General features: G+C 70.8%; 17 protein-coding genes and 1 pseudogene. 9 read left to right on the top strand and 9 right to left on the bottom strand.

Features of this window, described 5'->3' with window-relative positions; translation table 11 throughout:
- A pseudogene (locus ABD844_RS34350) lies at positions 1-344 on the bottom strand (hypothetical protein); the annotation flags it as partial.
- Positions 345-608: 264 nt separating this feature from the next.
- Here ABD844_RS34350 and ABD844_RS34355 point away from each other — a divergent pair.
- From ABD844_RS34355 to ABD844_RS34370, 4 genes are all read left to right on the top strand, one after another.
- Complete coding sequence (locus tag ABD844_RS34355; RefSeq protein ID WP_344887230.1) at positions 609-2,138, top strand: MFS transporter; 1,530 nt, start codon at positions 609-611, stop codon at positions 2,136-2,138.
- 35 nt (positions 2,139-2,173) lie between these two features.
- On the top strand, positions 2,174-2,908 hold the full coding sequence (locus ABD844_RS34360) for a DoxX family protein (RefSeq protein WP_344887232.1): 735 nt from the start codon (positions 2,174-2,176) through the stop codon (positions 2,906-2,908).
- Between the two features lie 142 nt (positions 2,909-3,050).
- Positions 3,051-4,127, top strand: a complete 1,077-nt coding sequence (locus tag ABD844_RS34365; RefSeq protein ID WP_344887235.1) for a LacI family DNA-binding transcriptional regulator — start codon at positions 3,051-3,053, stop codon at positions 4,125-4,127.
- 129 nt (positions 4,128-4,256) lie between these two features.
- Positions 4,257-6,104, top strand: coding sequence for a ricin-type beta-trefoil lectin domain protein (locus ABD844_RS34370; protein WP_344887237.1), 1,848 nt, complete (start codon positions 4,257-4,259; stop codon positions 6,102-6,104).
- A gap of 25 nt (positions 6,105-6,129) precedes the next feature.
- On the opposite strand, the gene sthA is transcribed toward ABD844_RS34370, so the two are convergent.
- A complete protein-coding gene (sthA, locus tag ABD844_RS34375; protein WP_344887239.1) occupies positions 6,130-7,533 on the bottom strand; it encodes a Si-specific NAD(P)(+) transhydrogenase in 1,404 nt (467 codons plus the stop codon).
- Between the two features lie 60 nt (positions 7,534-7,593).
- Between sthA and ABD844_RS34380 the strand changes: the two genes are divergently transcribed.
- Positions 7,594-8,424, top strand: a complete 831-nt coding sequence (locus tag ABD844_RS34380) for a PhzF family phenazine biosynthesis protein (protein WP_344887241.1) — start codon at positions 7,594-7,596, stop codon at positions 8,422-8,424.
- Here ABD844_RS34380 and ABD844_RS34385 read toward each other — a convergent pair.
- The 5 genes from ABD844_RS34385 to ABD844_RS34405 all read right to left on the bottom strand — a co-directional run bounded on the left by ABD844_RS34385 (position 8,402) and on the right by ABD844_RS34405 (position 12,709).
- Positions 8,402-9,238, bottom strand: coding sequence for a 5-oxoprolinase subunit C family protein (locus ABD844_RS34385; RefSeq protein WP_344887243.1), 837 nt, complete (start codon positions 9,236-9,238; stop codon positions 8,402-8,404). The genes ABD844_RS34380 and ABD844_RS34385 overlap by 23 nt on opposite strands.
- Positions 9,235-9,852 carry a 5-oxoprolinase subunit B family protein gene (locus ABD844_RS34390; protein ID WP_344887245.1) on the bottom strand — a complete coding sequence of 206 codons (618 nt, stop codon included), beginning with the start codon at positions 9,850-9,852 and terminating at the stop codon, positions 9,235-9,237. Before ABD844_RS34390 ends, ABD844_RS34385 begins: the two co-directional genes overlap by 4 nt.
- Positions 9,849-10,604, bottom strand: a complete 756-nt coding sequence (locus ABD844_RS34395) for a LamB/YcsF family protein (protein ID WP_344887247.1) — start codon at positions 10,602-10,604, stop codon at positions 9,849-9,851. Before ABD844_RS34395 ends, ABD844_RS34390 begins: the two co-directional genes overlap by 4 nt.
- A gap of 177 nt (positions 10,605-10,781) precedes the next feature.
- Positions 10,782-12,272 (bottom strand): hypothetical protein, encoded by a 1,491-nt coding sequence (locus ABD844_RS34400; RefSeq protein ID WP_344887297.1) that lies wholly within the window; start codon positions 12,270-12,272, stop codon positions 10,782-10,784.
- A 212-nt stretch (positions 12,273-12,484) separates the two neighbouring features.
- Positions 12,485-12,709: a hypothetical protein gene (locus ABD844_RS34405; protein WP_344887249.1), complete on the bottom strand. Its 225-nt coding sequence runs from the start codon at positions 12,707-12,709 to the stop codon at positions 12,485-12,487.
- Between the two features lie 153 nt (positions 12,710-12,862).
- Here ABD844_RS34405 and ABD844_RS34410 point away from each other — a divergent pair, with 153 nt between their 5' ends.
- The 3 genes from ABD844_RS34410 (at position 12,863) to ABD844_RS34420 (ending at position 17,665) form a co-directional block, all read left to right on the top strand.
- Positions 12,863-13,432 (top strand): HhH-GPD-type base excision DNA repair protein, encoded by a 570-nt coding sequence (locus ABD844_RS34410; protein WP_344887251.1) that lies wholly within the window; start codon positions 12,863-12,865, stop codon positions 13,430-13,432.
- 244 nt (positions 13,433-13,676) lie between these two features.
- The gene (locus ABD844_RS34415; RefSeq protein ID WP_344887253.1) at positions 13,677-15,770 is read left to right on the top strand and encodes a SpoIIE family protein phosphatase; all 2,094 of its coding nucleotides are present in this window, start codon (positions 13,677-13,679) and stop codon (positions 15,768-15,770) included.
- A gap of 242 nt (positions 15,771-16,012) precedes the next feature.
- Positions 16,013-17,665: an RNA polymerase sigma factor gene (locus tag ABD844_RS34420; RefSeq protein ID WP_344887255.1), complete on the top strand. Its 1,653-nt coding sequence runs from the start codon at positions 16,013-16,015 to the stop codon at positions 17,663-17,665.
- 453 nt (positions 17,666-18,118) lie between these two features.
- Here ABD844_RS34420 and ABD844_RS34425 read toward each other — a convergent pair whose 3' ends face one another.
- On the bottom strand, positions 18,119-18,856 hold the full coding sequence (locus tag ABD844_RS34425; protein ID WP_344887257.1) for a YaaA family protein: 738 nt from the start codon (positions 18,854-18,856) through the stop codon (positions 18,119-18,121).
- A gap of 431 nt (positions 18,857-19,287) precedes the next feature.
- Positions 19,288-19,518: a DUF7455 domain-containing protein gene (locus ABD844_RS34430; protein ID WP_344887259.1), complete on the bottom strand. Its 231-nt coding sequence runs from the start codon at positions 19,516-19,518 to the stop codon at positions 19,288-19,290.
- Positions 19,519-19,764: 246 nt separating this feature from the next.
- On the opposite strand from ABD844_RS34430, the gene ABD844_RS34435 reads away from it, so the two are divergent.
- A complete protein-coding gene (locus tag ABD844_RS34435; RefSeq protein ID WP_344887261.1) occupies positions 19,765-21,831 on the top strand; it encodes a DNA gyrase/topoisomerase IV subunit B in 2,067 nt (688 codons plus the stop codon).
- Positions 21,832-22,016: the final 185 nt, after the last annotated feature.

Raw genomic sequence — 22,016 nt, forward strand, 5'->3', positions numbered from 1 at the left:
AACCGCCCGGCCAGCGTGGCGTGCTCGACCGCCTCGCCCCAGCGCCCGGGTACCCGGCGCAGCACCGCCGCCAGGCGCAACCGGGCGGGCCAGGAGCCGCGGGCCAGGTCCACGGCCCGCTCGGCGGCGGCCACGGCGTCGGCGTCGCGGCCCAGCCGTTCGTGCGCGAGGCTGACGAGCCGCTGCGGCCATTCGGCGGACGGGTCCAGGTCGGCGGCGTTGCGGGCGGCGTCCAGCGCGGATTCAGGACGCCCGGCGTTCAGTCTGGCCAGGGCCTCGTCACACCATTCGCGTGCGGACCGGTCGGAAGGGTTGTCTCGTGTGCCACGTGCGTCGGTCCCCACGAGTCCCATGATCGGCGGGTGCTCCAAGGTTGGATAGATCCCGACATATTGCTGTATCTCTCTAGAGAGGTCGTGCCGGGATCCCGGATCAGGCGATACCGCTATGACAAGCGCGTGGCATGGCCTAAGCTGCCACGCAAGCCGGAGCGCCGGAGCCGGGCGGCGGTGAGCAGCGGTGAGTCGCTGGTCCGCCGTCGCCGACCACCAGCACGTGCGGGCCCTGTCTGAACGGATCGTTGACGGGATCGGCCTGCAAGGAGGCCCATGACCGTCACACAGGCCGCACCCCCCGTACGCATGGCCGACCGCGACCCCCAGCAGCGCCGCTGGGCCGTTCTCGTGCTGCTCTGCCTGAGCCTGTTGCTGATCACGGTCGACGCCACCGTCCTGCACATCGCGGTGCCCACGCTCACGGCCGCGCTCGAGCCCTCCGCCGTGCAACTGCTGTGGATCATCGACGTCTATTCGCTGGTGGTCGCGCCGCTGCTGATCATGTTCGGCACGCTCGGCGACAAGTACGGCCGCAAACGGCTGGTCCTGTGGGGCTTCGTGCTGTTCGGGCTGGCCTCGGCGGCGGCCGCGTTCGCCCCGACCCCGCTGACCCTGATCCTGGCCAGGGCGCTGCTCGGCGTCGGCGGCGCCATGATCATGCCGGCCACCCTGTCGCTGATCCGGCAGGTGTTCACCGACCGGCGCGAGCGGGCCATCGCGCTGGGCGTCTGGAGCGCGGTCGCGGCGGCCGGCGCGGCGGTCGGGCCGCTCATCGGCGGCGTGCTCGTCGGCATCTGGTGGGGCGCGGTCTTTCTGATCAACGTGCCGATCCTGCTGGTGCTGCTGCCCGCCGCCGTACGCCTGCTGCCGGAGTCGCGCGAACGCCGGGACCGGCCGTGGGACGGCGCCAGCGCCCTGCTGTCGGTGTTCGGCATCCTGGCGCTGGCGTTCGGGCTGAAGGAGGCGGGGTCGGGCAGCCTGATGCCGTTGTGGGCGTCGGCGGCGGTGTTCCTGGCCGGGCTGGGGCTGCTGGTGGCGTTCGTACGGCGGCAGACGCGGCTGCGCGAGCCGTTCCTGGAGGTCGGGCTGTTTCGGCGGCGCGAGTTCGCCACCGGGGTCGCGGGTGTGCTGCTTGGCGTGTTCGCGCTGGTGGGGCTGCAGCTCATGCTCGCCCAGTACCTGCAACTCGTGCTCGGCGACACCCCCGTACGCGCGGCGCTGCGGATGCTGCCCCTGGTCGTCGCGGCCGTCTCCGGCGGGCTCGCGGCGGCCCACATCCTGCCCAGGCTCGGCCTGCGGGCCACGATGAGCGGCGGCCTCGCCCTCGTCGCGCTCGCCCTGACCCCCACCCTGACCTGGGGCGTCGAGGGGCACCCCGTGATGCTGGCGATCTGTTTCGTGGGCATCGGGTTCGGGGTGCAGGTGGCGCTGCTGGCCGCGTCCGACACGATCATGGCCGCCGCCCCCGAGTCCAAGGCGGGCGGGGCCGCCGCCATCGAGGAGACCGCGTACGAGCTGGGGGCCGGGCTCGGCGTGGCCGTGCTCGGCACGATCACCACGATCGTGTACGCCCCCGGGCTCCCCACCGTGCCAGGAGTGCCGTCCCGTGGCATGGACGAGGCCAGGCAGTCGCTGGCTGCGGCGGCGCACGTCGCCGACCAGGTCGGCGGCCACGCGGGCGGGGCACTGCTCGACGCCGCCCGGTGGGCCTTCGTCAATGCTCTGCACACGACCGTGGTCGTGAGCGTCGTCCTGCTCAGCGTGACCGCCGTCGCGGTGGCCGCGCTGCTCAGCCGTGATTGAGGTGTGCCATGTCCCGTTCAGGGCAGACAACTACCGTGAAACAGGCCCTTCGTGATCTTGCCGCTTTAGTCGCCCGCCTCGGCGTGGGCGGCATCTTCTTCGCCAACGGCTGGGCCAAGCTGGAAGACGGTCTGAAAGTCACCGGCGCGAAGTTCCTGGAGCAGGGCGCCCCCGCGCCCGGCGCCTGGGCCACGGTCACCATGCTCGCCGAGCTGATCGGCGGCGCCCTGCTGATCGCCGGTCTCGCCGTCGCGATGACCGGGCTGATCCTCTTCGCCGAGGCGCTGGCCGTGTTCGTGGTGGCCCCGCCGCTCAACCCCATCAGCATGAACGAGCTGATCCTCCTCGGAGCCGCCTCCCTCCTGCTCGCCGTGGTCGGCGCGGGACGGGTGTCGGTGGACCACATGGTCGTGATCCGGCGGAGGGAGTCGGCGGCGGCCGACGAGTTCGCGGCCGACACGGAGGCCGATCGCGTCATCGCCTCCCTCAGGGAACCTCCCGGGCCTCCCGCGTCCCTGCCGTCGCCAGCCGCGTCCCCGCCGGGCGACCCGGTGCAGGGAGACTCGGCGCCGGACGACTCGGCGGCGGACGCGTCCCCGCCCGACGAGCCGGTCTCTCCCACGGAGGACACCGCCCCGCACCCGCGGGCCCGCGCGTCGGCCGGAGAGCCCAAGCGCAACGAGGACCCCGCGCCCGCGCCTGGCGACACCCTGGTGGCGGGCCGCAAGAAGCCCGCACCCCGCAGCCGCCGCCCCTCCTCCGGCGGCTGACCCGCCCCTCCTCCGGCTGACCCGCCCGACCCACCCCACTCCTGGCCGATGCGCCCCGCCCCCGGTCCCGCCCGGCGGCGCGGGGTGGAGATCGGGTCCGGCCGGTGAATATCCTGACGCCACTGGCGAGCGGGGGAGCGTGATGGAGGAGCGGTCGGGCAGGGCGCGCGCGACGGTGCGTGACGTCGCGGCGGAGACCGGCCTGTCCATCGCCACGGTCTCGCGCGTGCTCAACGGTCAGTCCAACGTCGCCCCGCACACCCGCGAGCTGGTGCTGCGCGCCGTGGGCCGGCTGGGCGACCAGGCGCCGAGACCGCGCGCCCTGCCGGACGCCAGGCCCGACGCTGGGCCTGAGGCAGGGCCCGTTCCCGGGCAGGATGCCGCGACGGGCGCCGTCTACGTGCGCTGCCCGTACGTGCTGACCGACTATTTCGGGCTCATCGTCTCCTCGGTGGGCGAGACCATCGAGCTGCACGGCCGGCAGATGGTCCTCGGCGCGGGGGAGGCGGCGCAGGGGAGCGCGGTGCTGCCCGGCCTGCCCGACCGGCCCGGCGTCGCGGGCGCGATCCTGATCCTGCCGCCCGAGCCGGGGGAGGAGCTCGTACGGTTGCGCGACCGCGGCTTCCCCTTCGTGGTCATCGACCCGCGTACCCCGCCGCCCAAGGACATCGTGGCCGTCTCGGCCGCGCACTTCGCGGGCGGGCGTACGCTCATGGCGCACGTGGTGGAGCTGGGCCACCGCCGGGTCGGCATCATCGGCGGCCCGCTCAAGTGGCTGCCCAGCGAGGCCCGGCTGGCCGGCTACACCGCCTCGCTGGCCGACGCCGGGGTGCTGCCGGCGCCCGAGCTGCTGCGCATCGTGCCGGAGCCGAACATCGAGCACGGCTACCGGGCGGCCGGCGAGCTGCTCGACCTGCCGGAGCGGCCGACGGCGCTGGTGGCGTTCAACGACAAGATGGCGGTGGGCGCGCTGCGGGCGGCGGCCGAGCGCGGGCTGAGCGTGCCGGGCGACCTGTCGGTGGCCGGTTTCGACGACATCGACATCAGCAGGGCGACCTCGCCCGCGCTGACCACCGTGCGGCAGCCGCTGCAGGAGATGGGCCGGATGGCGGTCACCCTGCTGATGCGGCTGATCAGCAGGCACACCCTTGAGGCGCTGCACGTCTCGCTGGGCACCGAGCTGGTCGTCCGGGGCTCGACGGGCCCGGCTCCGCGCTGATTGTTTCATTTGTTACATGGCTTGACTGCCCGCTTGACTCATGCTCTTCTGCTCAATGCAAGCAGTGTTACGCATTTGTTTCATTTGTTTCAAGGGCATCACCCCCCAAGCCCTGAAAGGACTCACGCCGTGTCCAGGATCCTGCTCGCGCTCACCTGCGCGGCCGCCTTATGTGTGGCCGCGCCCGCCCCGGCCCTCGCGGCCAACGAGCCCGTGAACGTCTGGCTCACGACCACCTCCGACTCCGGCGGACGCAACGTCACCCGAGGGCTCCAGCAGCAGACGCAGATCGCGTTCGGCCCCGCGGGCGGCACCGCCAACCACACGATCACCGTCAACGAGGGCACCACGTACCAGCAGTTCGAGGGTGGCGGGGCGTCGATCACCGACACCACCGCCTACCTGCTGCGCGGCGGTCCCGTCAGCGCGGCCACGCGCGACGCGGTGATGCGCGGGCTGTTCTCGCCGACCGACGGCATCGGCCTGTCCTTCGTCCGCAACCCGATCGGCGCCTCCGACCTGTCGCGGCCCGGCATGGTCTCCCTCGACGACACCTGCTGCGACCTCAACGACTTCGGCGCCAACGGCTACGACACCAACGTGCGCCTGCTGACCGCCCAGGCCAAGCAGCTCAACCCGGCGCTGCGGGTCAAGGGCGTGCCGTGGAGCGCTCCCGGCTGGATGAAGGACAACGGCCGGATGGACCAGATGGGCTGGCTGAAGTGGGAGCACTACGGCACCTACGCCCAGTACCTGGTCAAGTACATCCAGAGCTACCAGGCGGCCGGCGTCCGCGTCGACTACGTCTCCGTCCAGAACGAGCCCAACTGCTGCCAGGCGTCCAACCCGACCGCCATGAACTACCCCGGCATGTCCTGGAACGCCTCCGGCCTCATCGAACTGACCAAGAACTTCGTCTACCCGGCCTTCCGCGCGGCGGGCATCACCACGAAGTTGCTCGTCCACGACTGGAACTACGGCGACTACGGCCAGATCGGCAGCGCCATCCTGGCCGACTCGGCGCTGCGCAACGACCCGCTGTTCGGCGGCATCGCCTGGCACGGCTACTGGGGTGACCCGGCGGTGGGCACGCAGGTGCACAACCAGTACCCCTCGGTACGGCAGTTCAGCACCGAGCACTCGGGCGGCACCTGGATCGCCAACCAGCACAACGAGGACATGGCCGACATCGTGAACTACGCCCGCAACTGGAGCGGCAGCCTGGTCAAGTGGAGCCTGGGCCTCAACCAGAACATGGGCCCGCACAACGGCGGCTGCGGCACCTGCACCGGCCTGATCACGGTCCAGGAGGGCGGCCCGCGCGCCGGCCAGGTCGACTACACGATCGAGTACTACACGACCGGCCACCTGACCAAGTTCGTCAAGCCGGGGGCGTACCGGATCGACTCCACCGCCAACTCCACGGTCCAGAACGTGGCCTACCGCAACCCCGACGGCTCCAAGGCGCTCATCGCCCACAACGGCGGCACCTCGGCGCAGTCGGTCAGGGTCAACTGGGGCGGCCAGTCCTTCGTGCACACGCTGCCCGCCCGCACCACGGCCACGTTCACCTGGTCGGGCACGCCGGGCTCCGGCGGGGGCGGCCAGATCACCGGCCTGGGCGGCAAGTGCGTCGACGTGGCAGGCGGCAGCAGCGCCGACGGCGCCGCCGTACAGCTCTACGCCTGCAACGGCACCGCCGCCCAGCAGTGGACCCGGCCGGGCGACGGCACGCTGCGGGCCCTCGGCAAGTGCCTCGACGTCGTCGGCAACGGCACCGCCGACGGCAGCATGCTGCAACTGTGGTCCTGCACCGGCGGCGCGAACCAGCAGTGGACCCACACCGCGGGCCGCGACCTGGTGAACCCCGTCACGAACAAGTGCGCCGACGCCACGGGAAACTCCAGCGCCGACGGCACCCGGCTGCAGATCTGGGCCTGCACGGGCGCCGCCAACCAGAAGTGGACGCTCAACTGATCTGCTGACAGACGTTCGGCCCGGCTCACATCTCCGCGGTGAGCCGGGCGACCGTCCGCATCTTGTTCATCGCGTCCAGCGCCGCCACCTTGTACGACTCCGCCAGCGTCGGATAGTTGAACACGGCGTTGACCAGGTAGTCGACGGTCCCGCCGCACCCCATGACGGTCTGCCCGATGTGCACCAGCTCCGTCGCCCCCGTGCCGAACACGTGCACGCCGAGCAGCCGCCGGTCCTCCGAGGACACCAGCAGCTTGAGCATCCCGTACGAGTCGCCGATGATCTGCCCCCTGGCCAGCTCCCGGTAGCGCGAGACACCCACCTCGAACGGCACCTTGTCGCGGGTCAGCTCGTCCTCGGACCGGCCGACGAAGCTGATCTCCGGAATGGTGTAGATGCCGATGGGCGGCAGTTCGGTCAGGTCGCCCGCGGGCTCGCCGCACGCGTGCTGGGCGGCCAGGCGGCCCTGCTCCATCGACGTGGCCGCGAGCGCGGGGAAGCCGATCACGTCGCCGACGGCGTAGATGTGCGGCACCTCGGTGGCGAAGTTCTCGTCCACCGAGATCCGTCCGCGGTCGTCGGCGGCCAGGCCCGCGGCCTCCAGGCACAGCTCGACGGTCTTGCCCTGGCGGCCGGCCGAGTACATCACGCAGTCGGCGGGGATCTTCTTGCCGCTCTCCAGCAGAGTCAGCGCACCGCGCGGGCGGCGCTCGACGGCCGCCACGCTCTCGCCGAACCTGAAGGTCACCGCCAGGTCGCGCAGGTGGTACTTCAGCGCCTCCACGATCTCCAGGTCGCAGAACTCCAGCATGCGATCGCGCCGCTCCACCACCGTGACCTTGGTGCCGAGGGCGGCGAACATGGAGGCGTACTCGATGCCGATCACCCCCGCGCCCACCACGACCAGCGTCTCGGGGACCCGGTCGAGGTGCAGGATGGCGTCGGAGTCGATCACCGTCCTGTCGTCGAACTCGACGGTGGCCGGACGGGCGGGCGAGGTGCCCGTGGCGATCACGATCTTCTCGGCCGTGATCTTCCTCTCCTCGTCGCCCGTGACGCCGATCGTGTGCGCGTCCAGGAAGCGGCCGGTGCCGTGCAGCACCGTCACGTGGTTGCGGGCGAGCTGGCTGCGGATCACCTGGATCTCCCTGCCGATCACGTGCTGGGTGCGCATCCCCAGGTCGGCGACCGTGATCTCCTCCTTCACGCGGTAGCTGGCGCCGTACAGGTCGCGTTGGTTGAGACCCGTGAGGTAGAGGACGGCCTCGCGCAGCGTCTTCGACGGGATCGTGCCCGTGTTGATGCATACGCCGCCGATCATGTGTTTCTTCTCGACCACCGCCACTCGCTTGCCGAGTTTCGCGGCCGCGATCGCCGCCTTCTGCCCACCTGGTCCGGAACCCAGGACCACAACGTCAAAGTCCGCCACGTGGTCCAGTTTGCGGGCGGCACGTTATCGGGAAAAGACCCGTCTGCGAGACTCCGTCGTATGTCGCGCCGATTCACCCAGGTCGATGTCTTCGCCTCCGCCCCCTACCAGGGCAACGCGCTCGCGGTCGTGCTCGACGGTGACGGGCTCACCGCGGACGAGATGCAGCGCTTCGCCAGGTGGACGAACCTGGCCGAGACCACCTTTCTGCTGCCGCCCACCACGCCGGACGCCGACTACCGCGTCCGCATCTTCACCACCGAGTCCGAGCTGCCCTTCGCCGGGCATCCCACCCTGGGCTCCTGCCACGCCTGGCTGGAGGCCGGAGGCGAGCCGCGCGCGGCCGGCGAGGTCGTGCAGGAGTGCGAGGTCGGGCTCGTCCGCCTGCGCGTCTCGGACGACGGCCTGGCGTTCCAGGCGCCGCCCCTGATCCGCTCGGGGCCCGTGGACGAGGACCTTCTGGTACGCATCGCCGAGTCGCTCGGCATCGGGCGCGCCGACGTCGTCGCCGCCGAATGGGCCGACAACGGCCCAGGCTGGGTCGGGGTGCTGCTGGCGGACGCCGCGGCGGTGCTCGCGCTGCGCCCGGGGGCGGTGCCGGTGGACGTCGGCGTGGTGGGCCCGTACCCGGCGGGGGAGCCGGTCGCGTTCGAGGTACGGGCGTTCACCCCGTACCAGGGCGCCACCGTGGAGGACCCCGTGACCGGCAGCCTCAACGCCTCTCTGGCCCAGTGGCTGCTGCGCACCGGCCGAGCCACGGCCCCTTACCTGGCCTCCCAGGGCACCGCGATCGGCCGCGCGGGCCGGATCCACGTCTCCGCCGGCGCGGAAGGGGACGTCTGGGTCGGCGGCGCCGTCCTCACCTGCGTCACGGGCCGGGTCGCGTTGTGAAGCGCACCTCGTCGCCCGGCCTGAGCTGGGCGGCGATCGGCAGGTCGGCCTCGCGCACCACGGCGATCACCGGATAGCCCCCGGTCGGGGGATGGTCGGCGAGGAACACGATGGGCTGCCCGCTCGGCGGCACCTGCACGGCCCCGGTGACCATGCCCTCGCTGGGCAGCTCGCCGTCCTTGGCGCGGGCCAGCTCGGGGCCGCGCAGCCGTACGCCGACGCGGTTGCTGTCCTGCGTCACCGTGTACGGCCGCGCGCACAGCTCGCCCACCGCCTCCGTGACGAACCAGTCGTCCCGAGGCCCCGGCAGCACCCGCAGCACGGCCGGCCGCGGCCCCGCCTGGGGCGCCAGATCGACGGAGATCACCCCCTCCGGCCGCCCGACCGGCAGCAGCGTGCCCGGCCGCAGCGGCTCGGGCCCCAGCCCCGACAGGGAGTCGGTGGACCGGCTGCCCAGCACCGGCTCCACCGCGATCCCGCCCCGCACGGCCACGTACGTGCGCAGCCCCCACACCGGCGGCCCCAGCCGCAGCTCACCGCCCGAGGGAACCCAGAACGGCGCCCCCATGTCCGCCCCCGACGCCAGGGGCGCGCCCGCCAGCGCCACCCATGCCCCGGCCAGGAAGCGCAGCCGCGCCAGCCCGAACGTCAGCTCGATCCCCGCCAGCCCCTCGGGGTTGCCGACCAGCCGGTTGGCCAGCCGCAGGCTCGGCGCGTCTGCCGCGCCCGACCGGGGCACCCCCAGATGGGCCAGACCGGGCCGGCCCAGATCCTGGACGGTCGCGTACGGCCCCGCCGCCACGACCTCGATCATGCCGCCTCGAACCGTACGCGCATGCCCGGCCTGAACAGCGCGGGCGGGTCGGCCGTCACGTTCCACACCCGCGTCGTCGTCCGCCCGATGAGCCGCCACCCGCCCGGCGACGCGGCCGGGTACACCGCCGAGTAAGGCCCCGCCACCGCCACCGACCCGGCGGGCACCGACGTGCGCGGCGTGTCCAGCCTCGGCGTCTCCAGCACCGGATCGAGGCCGGTGAGATAGGCGAAGCCCGGGGCGAACCCCAGCCACCCCACCACCAGCTCCCGCCCCGTGTGCCGGGCGACCACCTCGTCGGCGGAGATCCCCGCCAGCGCCGCCACGGAGTCGAGGTCGGCCCCGTCGTAGACCACGGGGATCGTCACCACCTGCCGCTCACCGGACGCGCCCGTGGCAGCCCGGCCGCGTTCCTCCCGCACCAGCTCTTTCAGCCGGGCCCGCAACCGGCCCTGATCCGCGCCCGGGGCCACCACCAGCACCGTCTCCGGACCCGGCACGATCTCCACGACCCCGTCGGGCCGCAGCGCCCGCAGCGCCGCGTCCAGCCGGTGCGACAGCTCCAGCGAGCCCGTCTCCACCAGCAGCCCGTGCTCCCCGGCCGTCCGGATCACGTGAACGCCTGGAGGACCACTCCGGCCGCCAGCAGAGTGTCACGCACTCCCTGCGCCAGCCTGACGGCGTCAGGCGTGTCTCCGTGAACGCAGATGGAACGCGCGGAAATCGGGACGGAAGTCCCGTCAGCGGCCGTCACAGAGCCGTTCACGGCCATCTGCAGGGCACGCGCGGACACCGCGGCTTCGTCGTGGATGACCGCGCCCGGCTCGCGGCGCGGCACCAGCATGCCCTGAGCGGTGTACGCGCGGTCGGCGAACGCCTCGCTCACCGTCGGCACGCCCTCGGCCGCCGCCACCTTGTGCACGACCGAGCCGGGCAGCGTCAGCACCGGCAGCGAAGGGTCGTAGTCGGCCACCGCGTCGATCACGGCCGCCGCCTGCACGTCGTCGCGGCAGATCCGGTTGTAGAGCGCGCCGTGCGGCTTGACGTAGGAGACCCGGCCGCCCATCGCCCTGGCGATGCCGTCGACGGCCGCGAGCTGGTAGAGCACCTCGGCGCACAGCTCCTCCGGCTCGACGTCCATCTCTCTGCGCCCGAAGTGGGCCAGGTCGCGATAGGACACCTGCGCCCCGATCGCCACGCCGCGGTCGACGGCCGCCGCGCACGTGCGCCTGATCGTCACCGGGTCGCCGGCGTGGAACCCGCAGGCCACGTTGGCGCTCGTGACGATGTCGAGCAGCGCGAGGTCGTCGCCCAGCCGCCAGATGCCGAAACCCTCGCCCAGGTCCGCGTTGAGGTCGATCACCATGGCACCATCATGGCGGCATCGCCCCTTCGGCGCGACGAACACCGTCCGAGTGACCGGGCCGATCTCGCCGCCGTCGCCGGACAAAGTGGAACGAGCCAGGGCATGTGCTCCAGACGTCCGGTGCGCGGCCGGGGGAGTGGTGCACCGTCGAAGCCGCCGGAGGGGCGGGCCCGTGGCTCAGAACTCGTCGGGTATGTCGGCGATGTCGTCGAGGGCCGCGGCCAGCTCGTCGGGGTCGCCGCCGATGCGCTCCACGATCTCGATGAGCACGTGCAGCACGTCGTGGCGGTCGTGGCCGAGGTCGAGCAGGCGCTGCGCCGCCTCCCAGAGCTGGGGCGGGTCGCCGTCCCACAGCCGGGTGGCGATCTCCTCGTGCCAGGCCAGGTGCTCCTGGTCGATCGTGCCGCCGTGGTCGATCTCGAGTAACGTACGCCGGTCGGCCTGGTCGGCGGGGTCGAGCCGGTCGAGCTCGATCCCGTTGTGCGTGCCCTGCAGATAGGGGAACGCGAAGGCCCGCCTGGCCAGCGCCGACAGGTCGCCGTCGGGCAGCAGCCGCTCCAGCAGCGGCCGGTCGAGCCCGAACGACGTCGGGTCGCGGTACGCCTCGGGGAACTTCCCGATCGCCCCCCACACCGCGTCGAGCGTGGCCTTGAGCCCCTGCTCGGGCAGGCCCGTGCGGTGCGCGGCGAAGCGTACCCAGGCCGACAGGGCGTGCGGCATCGCCTCCTGCTCGGCCACGCTCAGCATCACCTTGCGCGGCAGCCAGTCGAGCAGGAACGTCTCGCACTTGGTCGGGCTCACCCGCAGCGGCCGGTTGAAGTCCTGCTCGCACCCGTAGTCGATGATGTGGTCGGCGCAGCGCGAGGCCGCCGACGGGTCGGACAGGTGCTCGGCCGCGTCGGAGGCCAGGAACTCCGCCGCCAGCATGGCCCGCCGCTCCCTGCTGTACGGGGCCTCGCTGTGCAGCGGCGCCGGCCGCTTGCGCCCCGGAGGCAGCGCCTTGAGCCGGGCGCGGGCGAAGGCGTGGTAGGCGCTGTAGCTGTCGCTGACCGGCGGCGGCGTCTTGGGCTCTCTGGTGGCCTTCATGGCCGACTCCAGCAGCGCCCTGGCCTGCTCGGGCGCGATCTCCTCGAACAGCAGCAGCGGATTGCCCGCCGCCTCGGCCCTGGCCTGCTCGAGCAACTTGTCGACCTGGGAGGACACCCAGGCGTCGCGCGCCATGCCGTTCATGTTGTAGTCGACCACCAGCACCAGCGCGTGGCGGTCGACCGACTGCTCGCTCTCGATCGAGCGGTAGGCGAAGACGCAGATCACGGTGTCCTGGTCGCCGTAGGCGTCGCGGGAGACGTAGCAGCCGGCCGGCTTGACCGCGCCCACCCGGTCGGCCCAGCCCGGTCTGGCCACCCCCGACTCCATCATCGCCAGCGCCGCGCCCTCGGCCTTGGCGCCCTGGCGGGCGGTGCCCAGATAGGCCAGGCAGATCAGCAGCGTCAGCGAGGCCGGCGTGCCTGCCTTGGCGCCGTAGTCGACCAGCCCCTCCCCGAGCACCTGCTCGACGTCGCCTCTCCTGACCCGCCTGCCCCACCAGGCCCCGATCATGTCGGAGACCATCAATTCGGCGTCGAGAGGCGTGCGCACGGCCAGCAGCTCACGAGCCGCCTGCACCATCTCCTTGAACACGTCGTCCGGAGGGGTGCTCTCCCGGGGATCTCGTCGGTGTCGGCGCACGCCCTCACTCTCTCGTATTCCAGGCGCAAACGGTGCGTAGAACTCGGCCTGGTGACCTCGATGTTATCGGGAACGGCGATTTCTGCGGGCACGCCGATCCGGACGATTCTTACCTCGCCTCTTACCTCGCCCGCGTTCGCCCCTTCGACGCGTCAGCGAATGCCGCGGGGCGGGGGCGCGGAGTTCACGATCGCGAGCAGGTGCTCACGAGCGATGCGTTCCACGATTTCGGGCGTCGCCGAGATGCCCAGGTGCTGCGCGCACGCGCACACGTCGGCGACGCAGCGATCGATCGTGTCCACGGGCACGGTCAGGAACTCTTCGGCGAGCCTGAGACTGACCGGCTCCCGCAGGAACCGTATGGCCAGAGCGAGCATAGAAGTGAGATTCCTCTGGAGCCCCGGGGCAAACCCCCAGGAATGTCTGCAGGGCGACTTGCGCTCTCATTTCACCTTTTCTCGGGCGGGTGTCAAGGCCCCGCGACGGCTGTGTTCACTTCACCCGGCGTGCTTTCGTGCGAAGCTGTCTCCATGCGCATCCAGCTCGCCCAGCGGAGCGAGGCAGACGAGCTCCTCGGCCGAAGCCCGCTCGCCCTGCTCGTCGGAATGCTGCTCGACCAGCAGATCCCCATGGAGTGGGCGTTCACGGGGCCGTACACGATCTCGCAGCGGCTCGGTCACGACCTCACCGCGGGCGAGATCGCCGCCTACGACCCGGAGGCGTTCGTCGCGCTGCTGGCGGACAAGCCGGCCGTGCACCGCTACCCGAAGTCGATGGCGGCGCGGGTCCAGCAGCTCGCGCTCTACCTGGTCGAGCACTACGACGGGCGGCCGGAGCGGATATGGGCCGACGCCGCCGACGGCCAAGAGTTGCTGAAACGACTCATGGCCCTGCCGGGATACGGCAAGCAGAAGGCCCAGATCTTTTTGGCATTGCTGGGCAAGCAACTGGGGGTCCAGCCGCCAGGCTGGCGTGAGGCGGCCGGACTCTATGGTGAGGATGGCTCGCATCGGTCGGTGGCCGACGTGATCGACGCCGACAGTCTGGCGCGCGTGCGGACGGCCAAGCAGGAGGCCAAACGCGCGGCCAAGGCCCAGTAGCCGTGGCGGGCATCCGTCCCGGCAATCTGGCGCTGTAACCTGATCTTGCTGCGCAACGTGGAGCGACTTTGACAGGATGCGTAGACCCTAGAGGCGACAGGGCCGCGGCGGGGGCTTCCGTCCGTACCTGCCCATCGTCGATGATGTACTGCAGGATCCGGTCGCCCGGAGCTGCGCTACGCCGATACACAGTTATGGAGATGTGCCGCGTGGGAGACCCTGGCACGCGACGGAGGTGCGGACCATGAGCGCCGAGACCTCCGTTCCCCGTCCCCGGGAGTCGGATGTGGACATCTCAGACTCCGCCCTCTTCCGGGGCATGTTGTCGGAGGCGGAGTTCGCCTTCGCGTTCTTCGACGCCGACAGCCGCATCCAGCGGGTCAACGACGTGTTCAGCGACGTCGTCAACGTGGCCGTCGAGCGCATGACCGGCCGACAGCCCGTCGAGGTGCTCGCCGCCGACCTCAGCCAGATCATCACGCACGCCGTACAGGCCGTGATCGAGACCGACGCGCCGGTCACCGAGGGCCGCGTGCGGGTGCGGTCCGCCGAGGGCGACACCCGGCACTGGTCGCTGTCGTTCTCGCCGGTCCACGACGACGCCGGCGAGCTGCGCGCCATCGCCCTGGTCGGCCTCGACGTGACCGAGAGCCGCCAGACCGAGGAGGCCCTGCGCCGCAGCGAGGAGCGCTACCGCTCGCTGGTCGAGGCGCAGTCGCAGCTCGTCTGGATCACCTCGCCCACCGGCGCGGTCGTCGAGGACGCGCCGCAGTGGCGCGCGATCACCGGCCAGGGCCTCGAGGAATACCTCGCCAGCGGCTGGCTGGAGGTCGTCCATCCGGAAGAGCGCCAGCAGACCGAGGAGGCGTGGCGCGAGGCGCTGCGCGGCCGGACCATGTTCGAGTGGAACTACCGCGTGCGCACCAGGGCCAGCGGCTACCGCCACTTCGAGGTGCGGGCCGTGCCGATCATCCGCCACGGCAGGGTGGTCGAGTGGGTGGGCGCCAACACCGACGTGACGCCGCAGCGCGAGGCCGAGGAGATGCGCGGCAGGCTGACCGACCAGCTCGGCGCCGCCGCCCTGCGCACCGCCCGGCTGCAGGGCGCCACCGCGCAGTTGGCCGAGGCGCTCACGGTCGAGCAGGTGGTGCAGGTCATCATCGACGTGGGCCGCACCGCCCTGGCCGCCGACCGCTCGGCGGTCGCGCTGCTCGACACCGACCGCGCCGCGCTCAAACTGATCAACGGCGAGGGCATCCTCGAGGCGTCCGGGGCCACCGGCGACGAGATCCCGCTGTCCCACTCCAACGTGATGACCATGGCGGTCAACAGCCGCAGGCCGGTCTTCGCCGAGTCGCCCGATTCGCTGAAGGCCCAGCTCCTCGAGGTGGGCGGCGACGAGGAGGTGCTGGCGGGGTTCCTGGCCCACGGCGACGAGAAGGCGTGGGTGGGGCTGCCGCTCCTGGCCGCGGGCCGCGCCCTGGGAGCGCTCCGATTCTCCTTCACCCGCCCGCAGAAGATCTCGCAGGAGGACGGCGTCTTCCTGGAGGCGCTGGCCGGGCAGTGCGCGCTGGCGGTGGAGCGGGCCACGCTGTTCGAGCGTGAGCACCGCACGGCCGAGACGTTGCAGCGCAGCCTGCTGCCCGACCGCCTGCCCGTGGTCAAGGGCCTGGAGCTGGCCCAGCGGTTCCGCTCGGGCAGCCGCCACGTCCAGGTCGGCGGCGACTGGTACGACGCGTTCGTGCTGCAGGACGGGCGTGTCGCGGCGGTGGTCGGCGACGTCATGGGCAAGGGCGTGAAGGCGGCGGCGGGGATGGGCCGCATCCGCAACGCCATGCGGGCCTTGGCGCTGACCAACCCGCCGCCCGCGGCCGTGCTCACCGGCCTCGACCGGGTCTTCGAGGCCACCGAGGAAGAAGAGCAGGTCACGACCCTGGCGTACATGGTCGTCGAGCCCGTCACCGGTGAGGGCACGCTGGCTCTGGCCGGTCACCCGCCGCCTGTTCTGGTCTCTCCGCAGGGCACGGCGATCCTGTGCGACGCAGAGCCCGGCACTCCGCTAGGCTGGCCGACCAGCCGCAGGCAGTTCCGGTTCGTGGTGCCGCCCGGCCATACCGCCGTGCTCTACTCCGACGGCCTCGTCGAGAACAGGAAGCGCGGGCTGGATGCCGGTTTGGCAGAGCTTTGCAGTGTTGTGACCGAAGCCCCGCCTGAGGTGGTGAGAAGTCCGCACATGCTGCTGGACTTCCTGGTTGACCGGATGTTGTTCGGATATGAACAGGATGATGACGTTACCGCGCTCGCAATTCACGTCCCACCAGCTACGAAGAGTGACTGAATGAAACAGTCATAACGGTTGCTTTCGGGTATCAGTGCCCCGCTTACGTACGCACTACTGTGTTGGTCGGCCTAGGGTGGAGGTCAACCGCCGGGAGGTGGCCGTGTGAAGCGCGGGGTCGTGTCACAATGCTGTGCAGGTCCGTCGCGGTCCGCACGGCCTCAACGATCTCCGAGAGAGGCAACAGCCCCCCAGCGGGCATCTGGGTCCATTGTCGCCACGCGTTCGTTCGAGAGGTGTTCGTGTCGCCTGCAAGTTCGACTCGCTCGAAGCCACAAGAGCTGAACGAGCCCGTCATTCAGCGACTGCTCGAGCGTGGGCGCTCGCAGGGTTTCCTCGAGTCTGAGGATGTCCGTCAGGCCTTCGAGGAGGCGGACATCCCCATGTCGCACGCCGCCGCGTTCTTGCGGAACCTCAGCAAAGAGGGCGTGACCGTGGTGGTGACCGCCGCGGATTCGGCTGCGCCGAAGAAGGCTCGTCCAGCAAAGCGCCGCACCGCCGCCCCCGTCAAGACCAAGACGGCGGCGGCCGCCAAAGAGCAGCAGCCCGAGACCGTGACCGCGGTCGTCGGCACCGCTGAAGCCGAGCCGGCCGCCAAGAAGGCGGCCCCTGCCAAGAAGGCCGCTCCGGCGGCGAAGAAGGCCGCGGCCACCGCCGCCGCCAAGAAGGCCGAGCCGAAGAGCGCTGGGCCTGCCGAGACCAAGCCGAAGGCGCCCGAGTCCTCGCGGGCCGACGCCGACGACGATGACATCGAGCTCGACGGCGACGTGGAGCTGGAGGACCTCGAAGACATCGACGTCGAAGACGACGACATCGTCGCCGAGGGCGAGTCCGACAGCGAGGGCGAGTCCGAGTCCGAGGAAGAGACCGAGGAGGAGCCCAAGGCGGCCGAGGTCACGGCGGAGAAGAGCGAGGACGAGGTCCTCATCCTCTCCGACGACGACGATGACGCCCCGGTCGCGCAGGTCGCCGCCGCCGGCGCCACCGCCGACCCGGTCAAGGACTACCTCAAGCAGATCGGCAAGGTCCCCCTGCTCAACGCCGAGCAGGAGGTCGAGCTGGCCAAGCGCATCGAGGCCGGTCTGTTCGCCGAGGAGCAGCTCGGCGGCGGCGAGACCGACGGGCTGCCGGTCGACGTCAAGGCCGAGCTGGAGTGGATCGCCGAAGACGGCCGCCGCGCCAAGAACCACCTGCTGGAGGCCAACCTCCGGCTCGTGGTCTCGCTGGCCAAGCGCTACACCGGGCGCGGCATGCTGTTCCTCGACCTGATCCAGGAAGGCAACCTGGGCCTGATCAGGGCCGTCGAGAAGTTCGACTACACCAAGGGTTACAAGTTCTCCACCTACGCCACGTGGTGGATCCGGCAGGCGATCACGCGTGCCATGGCCGACCAGGCGCGGACCATCCGCATCCCGGTCCACATGGTCGAAGTGATCAACAAGCTGGCCCGCGTCCAGCGGCAGATGCTGCAGGACCTGGGCCGCGAGCCCACGCCGGAAGAGCTGGCCCGCGAGCTGGACATGACGCCCGAGAAGGTCGTCGAGGTCCAGAAGTACGGCCGCGAGCCCATCTCGCTGCACACCCCGCTGGGCGAGGAGGGTGACAGCGAGTTCGGTGACCTGATCGAAGACTCCGAGGCCATCGTCCCGGCCGACGCCGTCAGCTTCACGCTGCTGCAGGAGCAGTTGCACTCCGTTCTCGACACGTTGTCGGAGCGCGAGGCGGGCGTCGTGTCGATGCGCTTCGGCCTGACCGACGGGCAGCCCAAGACGCTCGACGAGATCGGCAAGGTTTACGGGGTCACCCGTGAGCGCATCCGCCAGATCGAGTCGAAGACCATGTCCAAGCTGCGCCACCCGTCTCGGTCCCAGGTGCTGCGCGACTACCTCGACTGACGGCCGGTCGGCCTGCGGGTCGACCACACGCGCGTCCGCGCACGCCCCGCCGGGAGCTCCCGGACGGGGCGTGCGGCTTTTCCGAGAGAACGCGCGGCTCTTCGTGAGCAGCCACCCACAGGCTTCCGGCGCTGCCACAGGAGGACGCTCAGGAGATCCTTGCTCCTCTGCGCAAGTGGACGCTTGCAGGGGAGCGTTGCACCTTCCCGAGAAGGCGCGTGCGGGAGCCGTGCGGCTTCTCGGGAAGGCGTCTGCGGGAGTCCTGCGGCTTCTGCCTGCGAGAAGGCGTCTGCGGTGGTCCTGTGGCTTCTGTCTGCGGGAAGGTGCCTGCGGGAGTCCTGTGGCTTCTGTCTGCGGGAAGGTGCCTGCGGGAGTGGCGTGCTTCCCGCCAGAAGACGTCCGCGAAGGTGGCCGCTCTCCCGTTTCCGTGAGAGGGCGGCCTCGCGGGAGGTCTCAGTTGACGTGAACGTCCAGGGTCCAGGGGCGTCTGGCGCGGGGCGGTGGGGTGAGGGTGACGGTGTAGCCCAGGTCGTCGAGGGTCTTGACCAGCTCGTCGGGTGTGGCGGGCGCGGTGTCGCGGAGCAGCAGCGCGCGGGCGATCTCGCCCCTGGTCGCCTTGGCCATGTGGCTGACGACCTTGCCGTCCCTGAACACGCGTACGGTCACCGATCGCTCACCCGGTTGCCAGGCGCCCGCGTAGGTGGCCGAGCGCAGATCCACCACCAGGCCCGGCAGCCCGTCGAGCTGCTTGGTGATCTGCGGCCGCCAGAACGCCGCCAGCCCGCCGAGCGGCGGCAGGCTGACCCCCATGGAGAGCCGGTACGGCGGAATGTGGTCTGTGATCCTCACCACACCCCACAGGCCGGAGAAGACCACCAGCGACTCCTCTGCCCGCCTCCTGGACTCCTCGTCCATCGAGCGCAGGCCGAGGTTGTCGTAGAGGACCCCGGTGTAGAGGGCCGCGGCGGGGAGCGTGGGGGCAGTCCTGAGCGCCGCGTTCTTCTCGAGCTCACCGGCCAGGCCCGGGGTCAGGCCGAGCACGTCGAGGGCGTCGCGGCGTTTGGACGCCCGGATGAGGGCGGTCAGCACTCGTTTGCGGTGCTTGTCGAGGGCCGGGAAGGACAGCTCGCTGACGGGCGGGCCGCTGCCTTCTGACGCCTTGCCTTCTGACGGCGGCAACAGGATCAACACAACGCCCTACCCTATTGGCCCAGGCATCGGCCCAGGCCAACGCGCTGTCCGGCAACCCTGCGACCCGCTTCGGAGATCCCGGAGCCCCGCGGACATTCCGCAGCCCTGCCCAGAACATCCCTGGGCCCCGCCCAGAACATCCCTGAGCCCTGCCCCGGACATCGCGGAGCTTCACTTCGGACAGTCCGGAGTCCCGCCTCGACATCCCGGAGTCCCGCGTCGGACATCCAGGAGCCGGCGCCCGGCCTCGCCGCTTGTCCGAACACTCCGAACGGTCCGGACACTCCGGAGCTGTTCGGTTTCAGTCTCTTCGGGTGTCTTGAGGGCTTGAGCGTGGTCAATGCGCAGAGCGGCGGCCCCGGCCGGGGAGGCCGAGGTCGCCGCTCTGCGTTTCGTGCGTTATGTGGTTATGTCATCACGACGAGCGCGGGTCAGCGCTCGCCGTTGGGGGCAATCGTAGGGGTTTCGCTGAGCCGAGCCGACTCGTCCAGGATGTCGGCACCCTTTTCGCGCAACGCTGCGACGTGCTGACGCCCATGGTGAGCGCAGAACAGCAGCTCCCCACCCACAGGCAGGGTCGCGCGAATGTAGGCCTGGGCGCCGCAGCGGTCGCAGCGGTCGAGGGCCGTCAGCGGCTTAACGGGGGCGAGAGCTCCAGTCACGTATCGCCTTTCGGGTCACCCCCGCCGAAGCGAGGATCTGGCGTCAGTCACTTGGACAACATCTAACCGGACGTGGACGTTCCCAACCGCCCCCTCGCTACGCCGAGAGCGGAATGTGTCCGAACGTAATGACGGCCGGCTGGTTGGTAACAGCAAACGTGCCGCCATGGCAAGCTTGTACGCGCACGTACGGTAAGAACGGTAGGCTACGCACACGTGTTCGATGCTTAGACCAGGGGAGCTGGAGTGACGCTAGTGGAGGCGGGTTACACGGCTCGTCACCTCTCGGTGCTTGAGGGTCTCGAGGCCGTCCGCAAGCGCCCGGGCATGTACATCGGGTCCACCGACAGCCGTGGGCTGATGCACTGCCTGTGGGAGATCGTGGACAACGGCGTCGACGAGGCGCTGGCCGGTCACTGCGACCGGATCGAGGTCGAGCTCTACGCCGACGGCTCCATCGAGGTCCGTGACAACGGCCGTGGCATCCCCGTCGACGTCGAGCCCAAGAGCGGCCTGGCCGGAGTCGAGCTCGTCTACACGAAGCTGCACGCCGGAGGCAAGTTCGGCGGCGGCGCCTACGGCGCCTCCGGCGGCCTGCACGGTGTTGGCGCGTCCGTGGTCAACGCCCTGTCGGCGCGCGTCGATATCGAGGTCGACCTCAACGGTCTCGTCCACGAGATCAGTTTCCGCCGCGGCGTCACCGGCGTGTTCGACGGCGACGGGCCCACGGCCAAGTTCAAGAAGAAGTCCGGCCTGCGCCTCGGCGCCAAGCTCCCCAAAAACGTCACCGGCACCCGCGTGCGCTTCTGGGCCGACACGCAGATCTTCCTGCCCGACGCCGAGGTCTCGCTCGACGAGATCCACGTACGCCTGCGGCAGACCGCGTTCCTGGTGCCCGGCCTGACCCTGGCCGTCTACGACAGCAGGCACGAGGAGCGCATCGAGGAGGAGTTCCGCTTCGAGGGCGGCATTTCCGAGTTCGTCGAGTTCCTGGCCCGCGACGAGGCCGTCTGCGACGTGCTGCGCCTGCAGGGGCTGGGCCACTTCCACGAGACCGTGCCGGTCCTCGACGACCAGGGCCACATGACGCCCACCGAGGTGCAGCGCGAGCTGACCGTCGACGTGGCGCTGCGCTGGGGCAAGGGCTACGAGTCCACGGTGCGCTCGTTCGTCAACGTGATCGCCACCGCCAAGGGCGGCACGCACTTGACGGGGTTGGAGCGCGGCCTTGTCCGCACGGTCAACGAGCTGCTGCGGGAGACGCGCCTGTTGAAGAACGGCGATGACCCCGTCACCAAGGACGACATCTCCGAGGGCCTGACCGGCGTGGTCACCGTCCGGGTGCCCGAGCCGCAGTTCGAGGGGCAGACCAAGGAGGTGCTCGGCACCTCGGCGGCCACCCGCATCGTCTCCCACGTGGTCTCGCGCGAGCTGAAAGAGCTGTTCACCAACCCGCCGCGCGGCTACAAGCAGCCGCTGCGGGCGGTGCTGGAGAAGATCGTGGCCGCGGCCAAGGCCCGCATCGCGGCCCGCGAGCACCGCGACAACCAGCGCCGCAAGAGCGCGCTGGAGAGTTCCGCGCTGCCCGCCAAGCTGGTCGACTGCCGCAGCGACGGCGTCGACCGCAGCGAGCTGTTCATCGTCGAGGGTGACTCGGCGCTGGGCACGGCCAAGCTGGCCCGAGACTCCGAGTTCCAGGCGCTGCTGCCGATCCGGGGCAAGATCCTCAACGTCCAGAAGGCGTCCGTGAGCGACATGCTCAAAAACGCCGAGTGCGCCGCCATCATCCAGGTGGTCGGGGCCGGGTCCGGGCGGTCGTTCGACATCGACTCCGCGCGTTACGGCAAGGTCATCCTCATGGCCGACGCCGACGTCGACGGCGCTCACATCCGGTGCCTGCTCCTGACGCTCTTCCACCGCTACATGCGGCCGATGGTGGAGGCCGGGCGGGTGTTCGCGGCCGTTCCGCCGCTGCACCGCATCGAGCTGTCCAACCCCGGGCGCGGCAAGGACAAGTACATCTACTGCTACTCCGACGCCGAGCTGCAGAAGGTGCTGCGCGACCTGGAGCGGCGCGGCAAGCGGTGGAAAGACCCGGTGCAGCGTTACAAGGGTCTGGGCGAGATGGACGCCGACCAGCTCGCCGAGACGACGATGGATCCGCGCCACCGCATCCTGCGCCGGGTGAGGATCGAGGACGCCGAAGGGGCCGAGGGCATCTTCAACCTGCTCATGGGCAGTGAGGTCGCGCCGCGGCGGGAGTTCATCGTCAACAGCGCGGCCGAGGTCGATCGCGACCACATCGACGCCTGAGACCCGGTCGCCTGAGATCCGGTCGCCGGGGGCCCGGTGGCCCGGGGCCCTGGCAGGGGTGATCTTCTCGCGGTTCTGCCCGTGAAGTTGCGGAGCTGCGTGCGCTCCACGTCACCGGAGGGGCGGCGCGCCACTGGAGGGGCCGCGTGCTCTGCCGCTTCACGTTGTCGGAGGGGTAGCGTGCT

The sequence above is a fragment of the Nonomuraea antimicrobica genome (genome assembly GCF_039536965.1).
Lineage (GTDB): Bacteria > Actinomycetota > Actinomycetes > Streptosporangiales > Streptosporangiaceae > Nonomuraea > Nonomuraea antimicrobica.

Coding starts and splice junctions, on each gene's coding strand:
- ABD844_RS34355 (WP_344887230.1), top strand. CDS start 609: ATGACCGTCACACAGGCCGCACCCCCCGTACGCATGGCCGACCGCGAC.
- ABD844_RS34365 (WP_344887235.1), top strand. CDS start 3,051: ATGGAGGAGCGGTCGGGCAGGGCGCGCGCGACGGTGCGTGACGTCGCG.
- ABD844_RS34380 (WP_344887241.1), top strand. CDS start 7,594: ATGTCGCGCCGATTCACCCAGGTCGATGTCTTCGCCTCCGCCCCCTAC.
- ABD844_RS34385 (WP_344887243.1), bottom strand. CDS start 9,238: ATGATCGAGGTCGTGGCGGCGGGGCCGTACGCGACCGTCCAGGATCTG.
- ABD844_RS34395 (WP_344887247.1), bottom strand. CDS start 10,604: ATGGTGATCGACCTCAACGCGGACCTGGGCGAGGGTTTCGGCATCTGG.
- ABD844_RS34400 (WP_344887297.1), bottom strand. CDS start 12,272: ATGGTGCAGGCGGCTCGTGAGCTGCTGGCCGTGCGCACGCCTCTCGAC.
- ABD844_RS34405 (WP_344887249.1), bottom strand. CDS start 12,709: ATGCTCGCTCTGGCCATACGGTTCCTGCGGGAGCCGGTCAGTCTCAGG.
- ABD844_RS34410 (WP_344887251.1), top strand. CDS start 12,863: ATGCGCATCCAGCTCGCCCAGCGGAGCGAGGCAGACGAGCTCCTCGGC.
- ABD844_RS34415 (WP_344887253.1), top strand. CDS start 13,677: ATGAGCGCCGAGACCTCCGTTCCCCGTCCCCGGGAGTCGGATGTGGAC.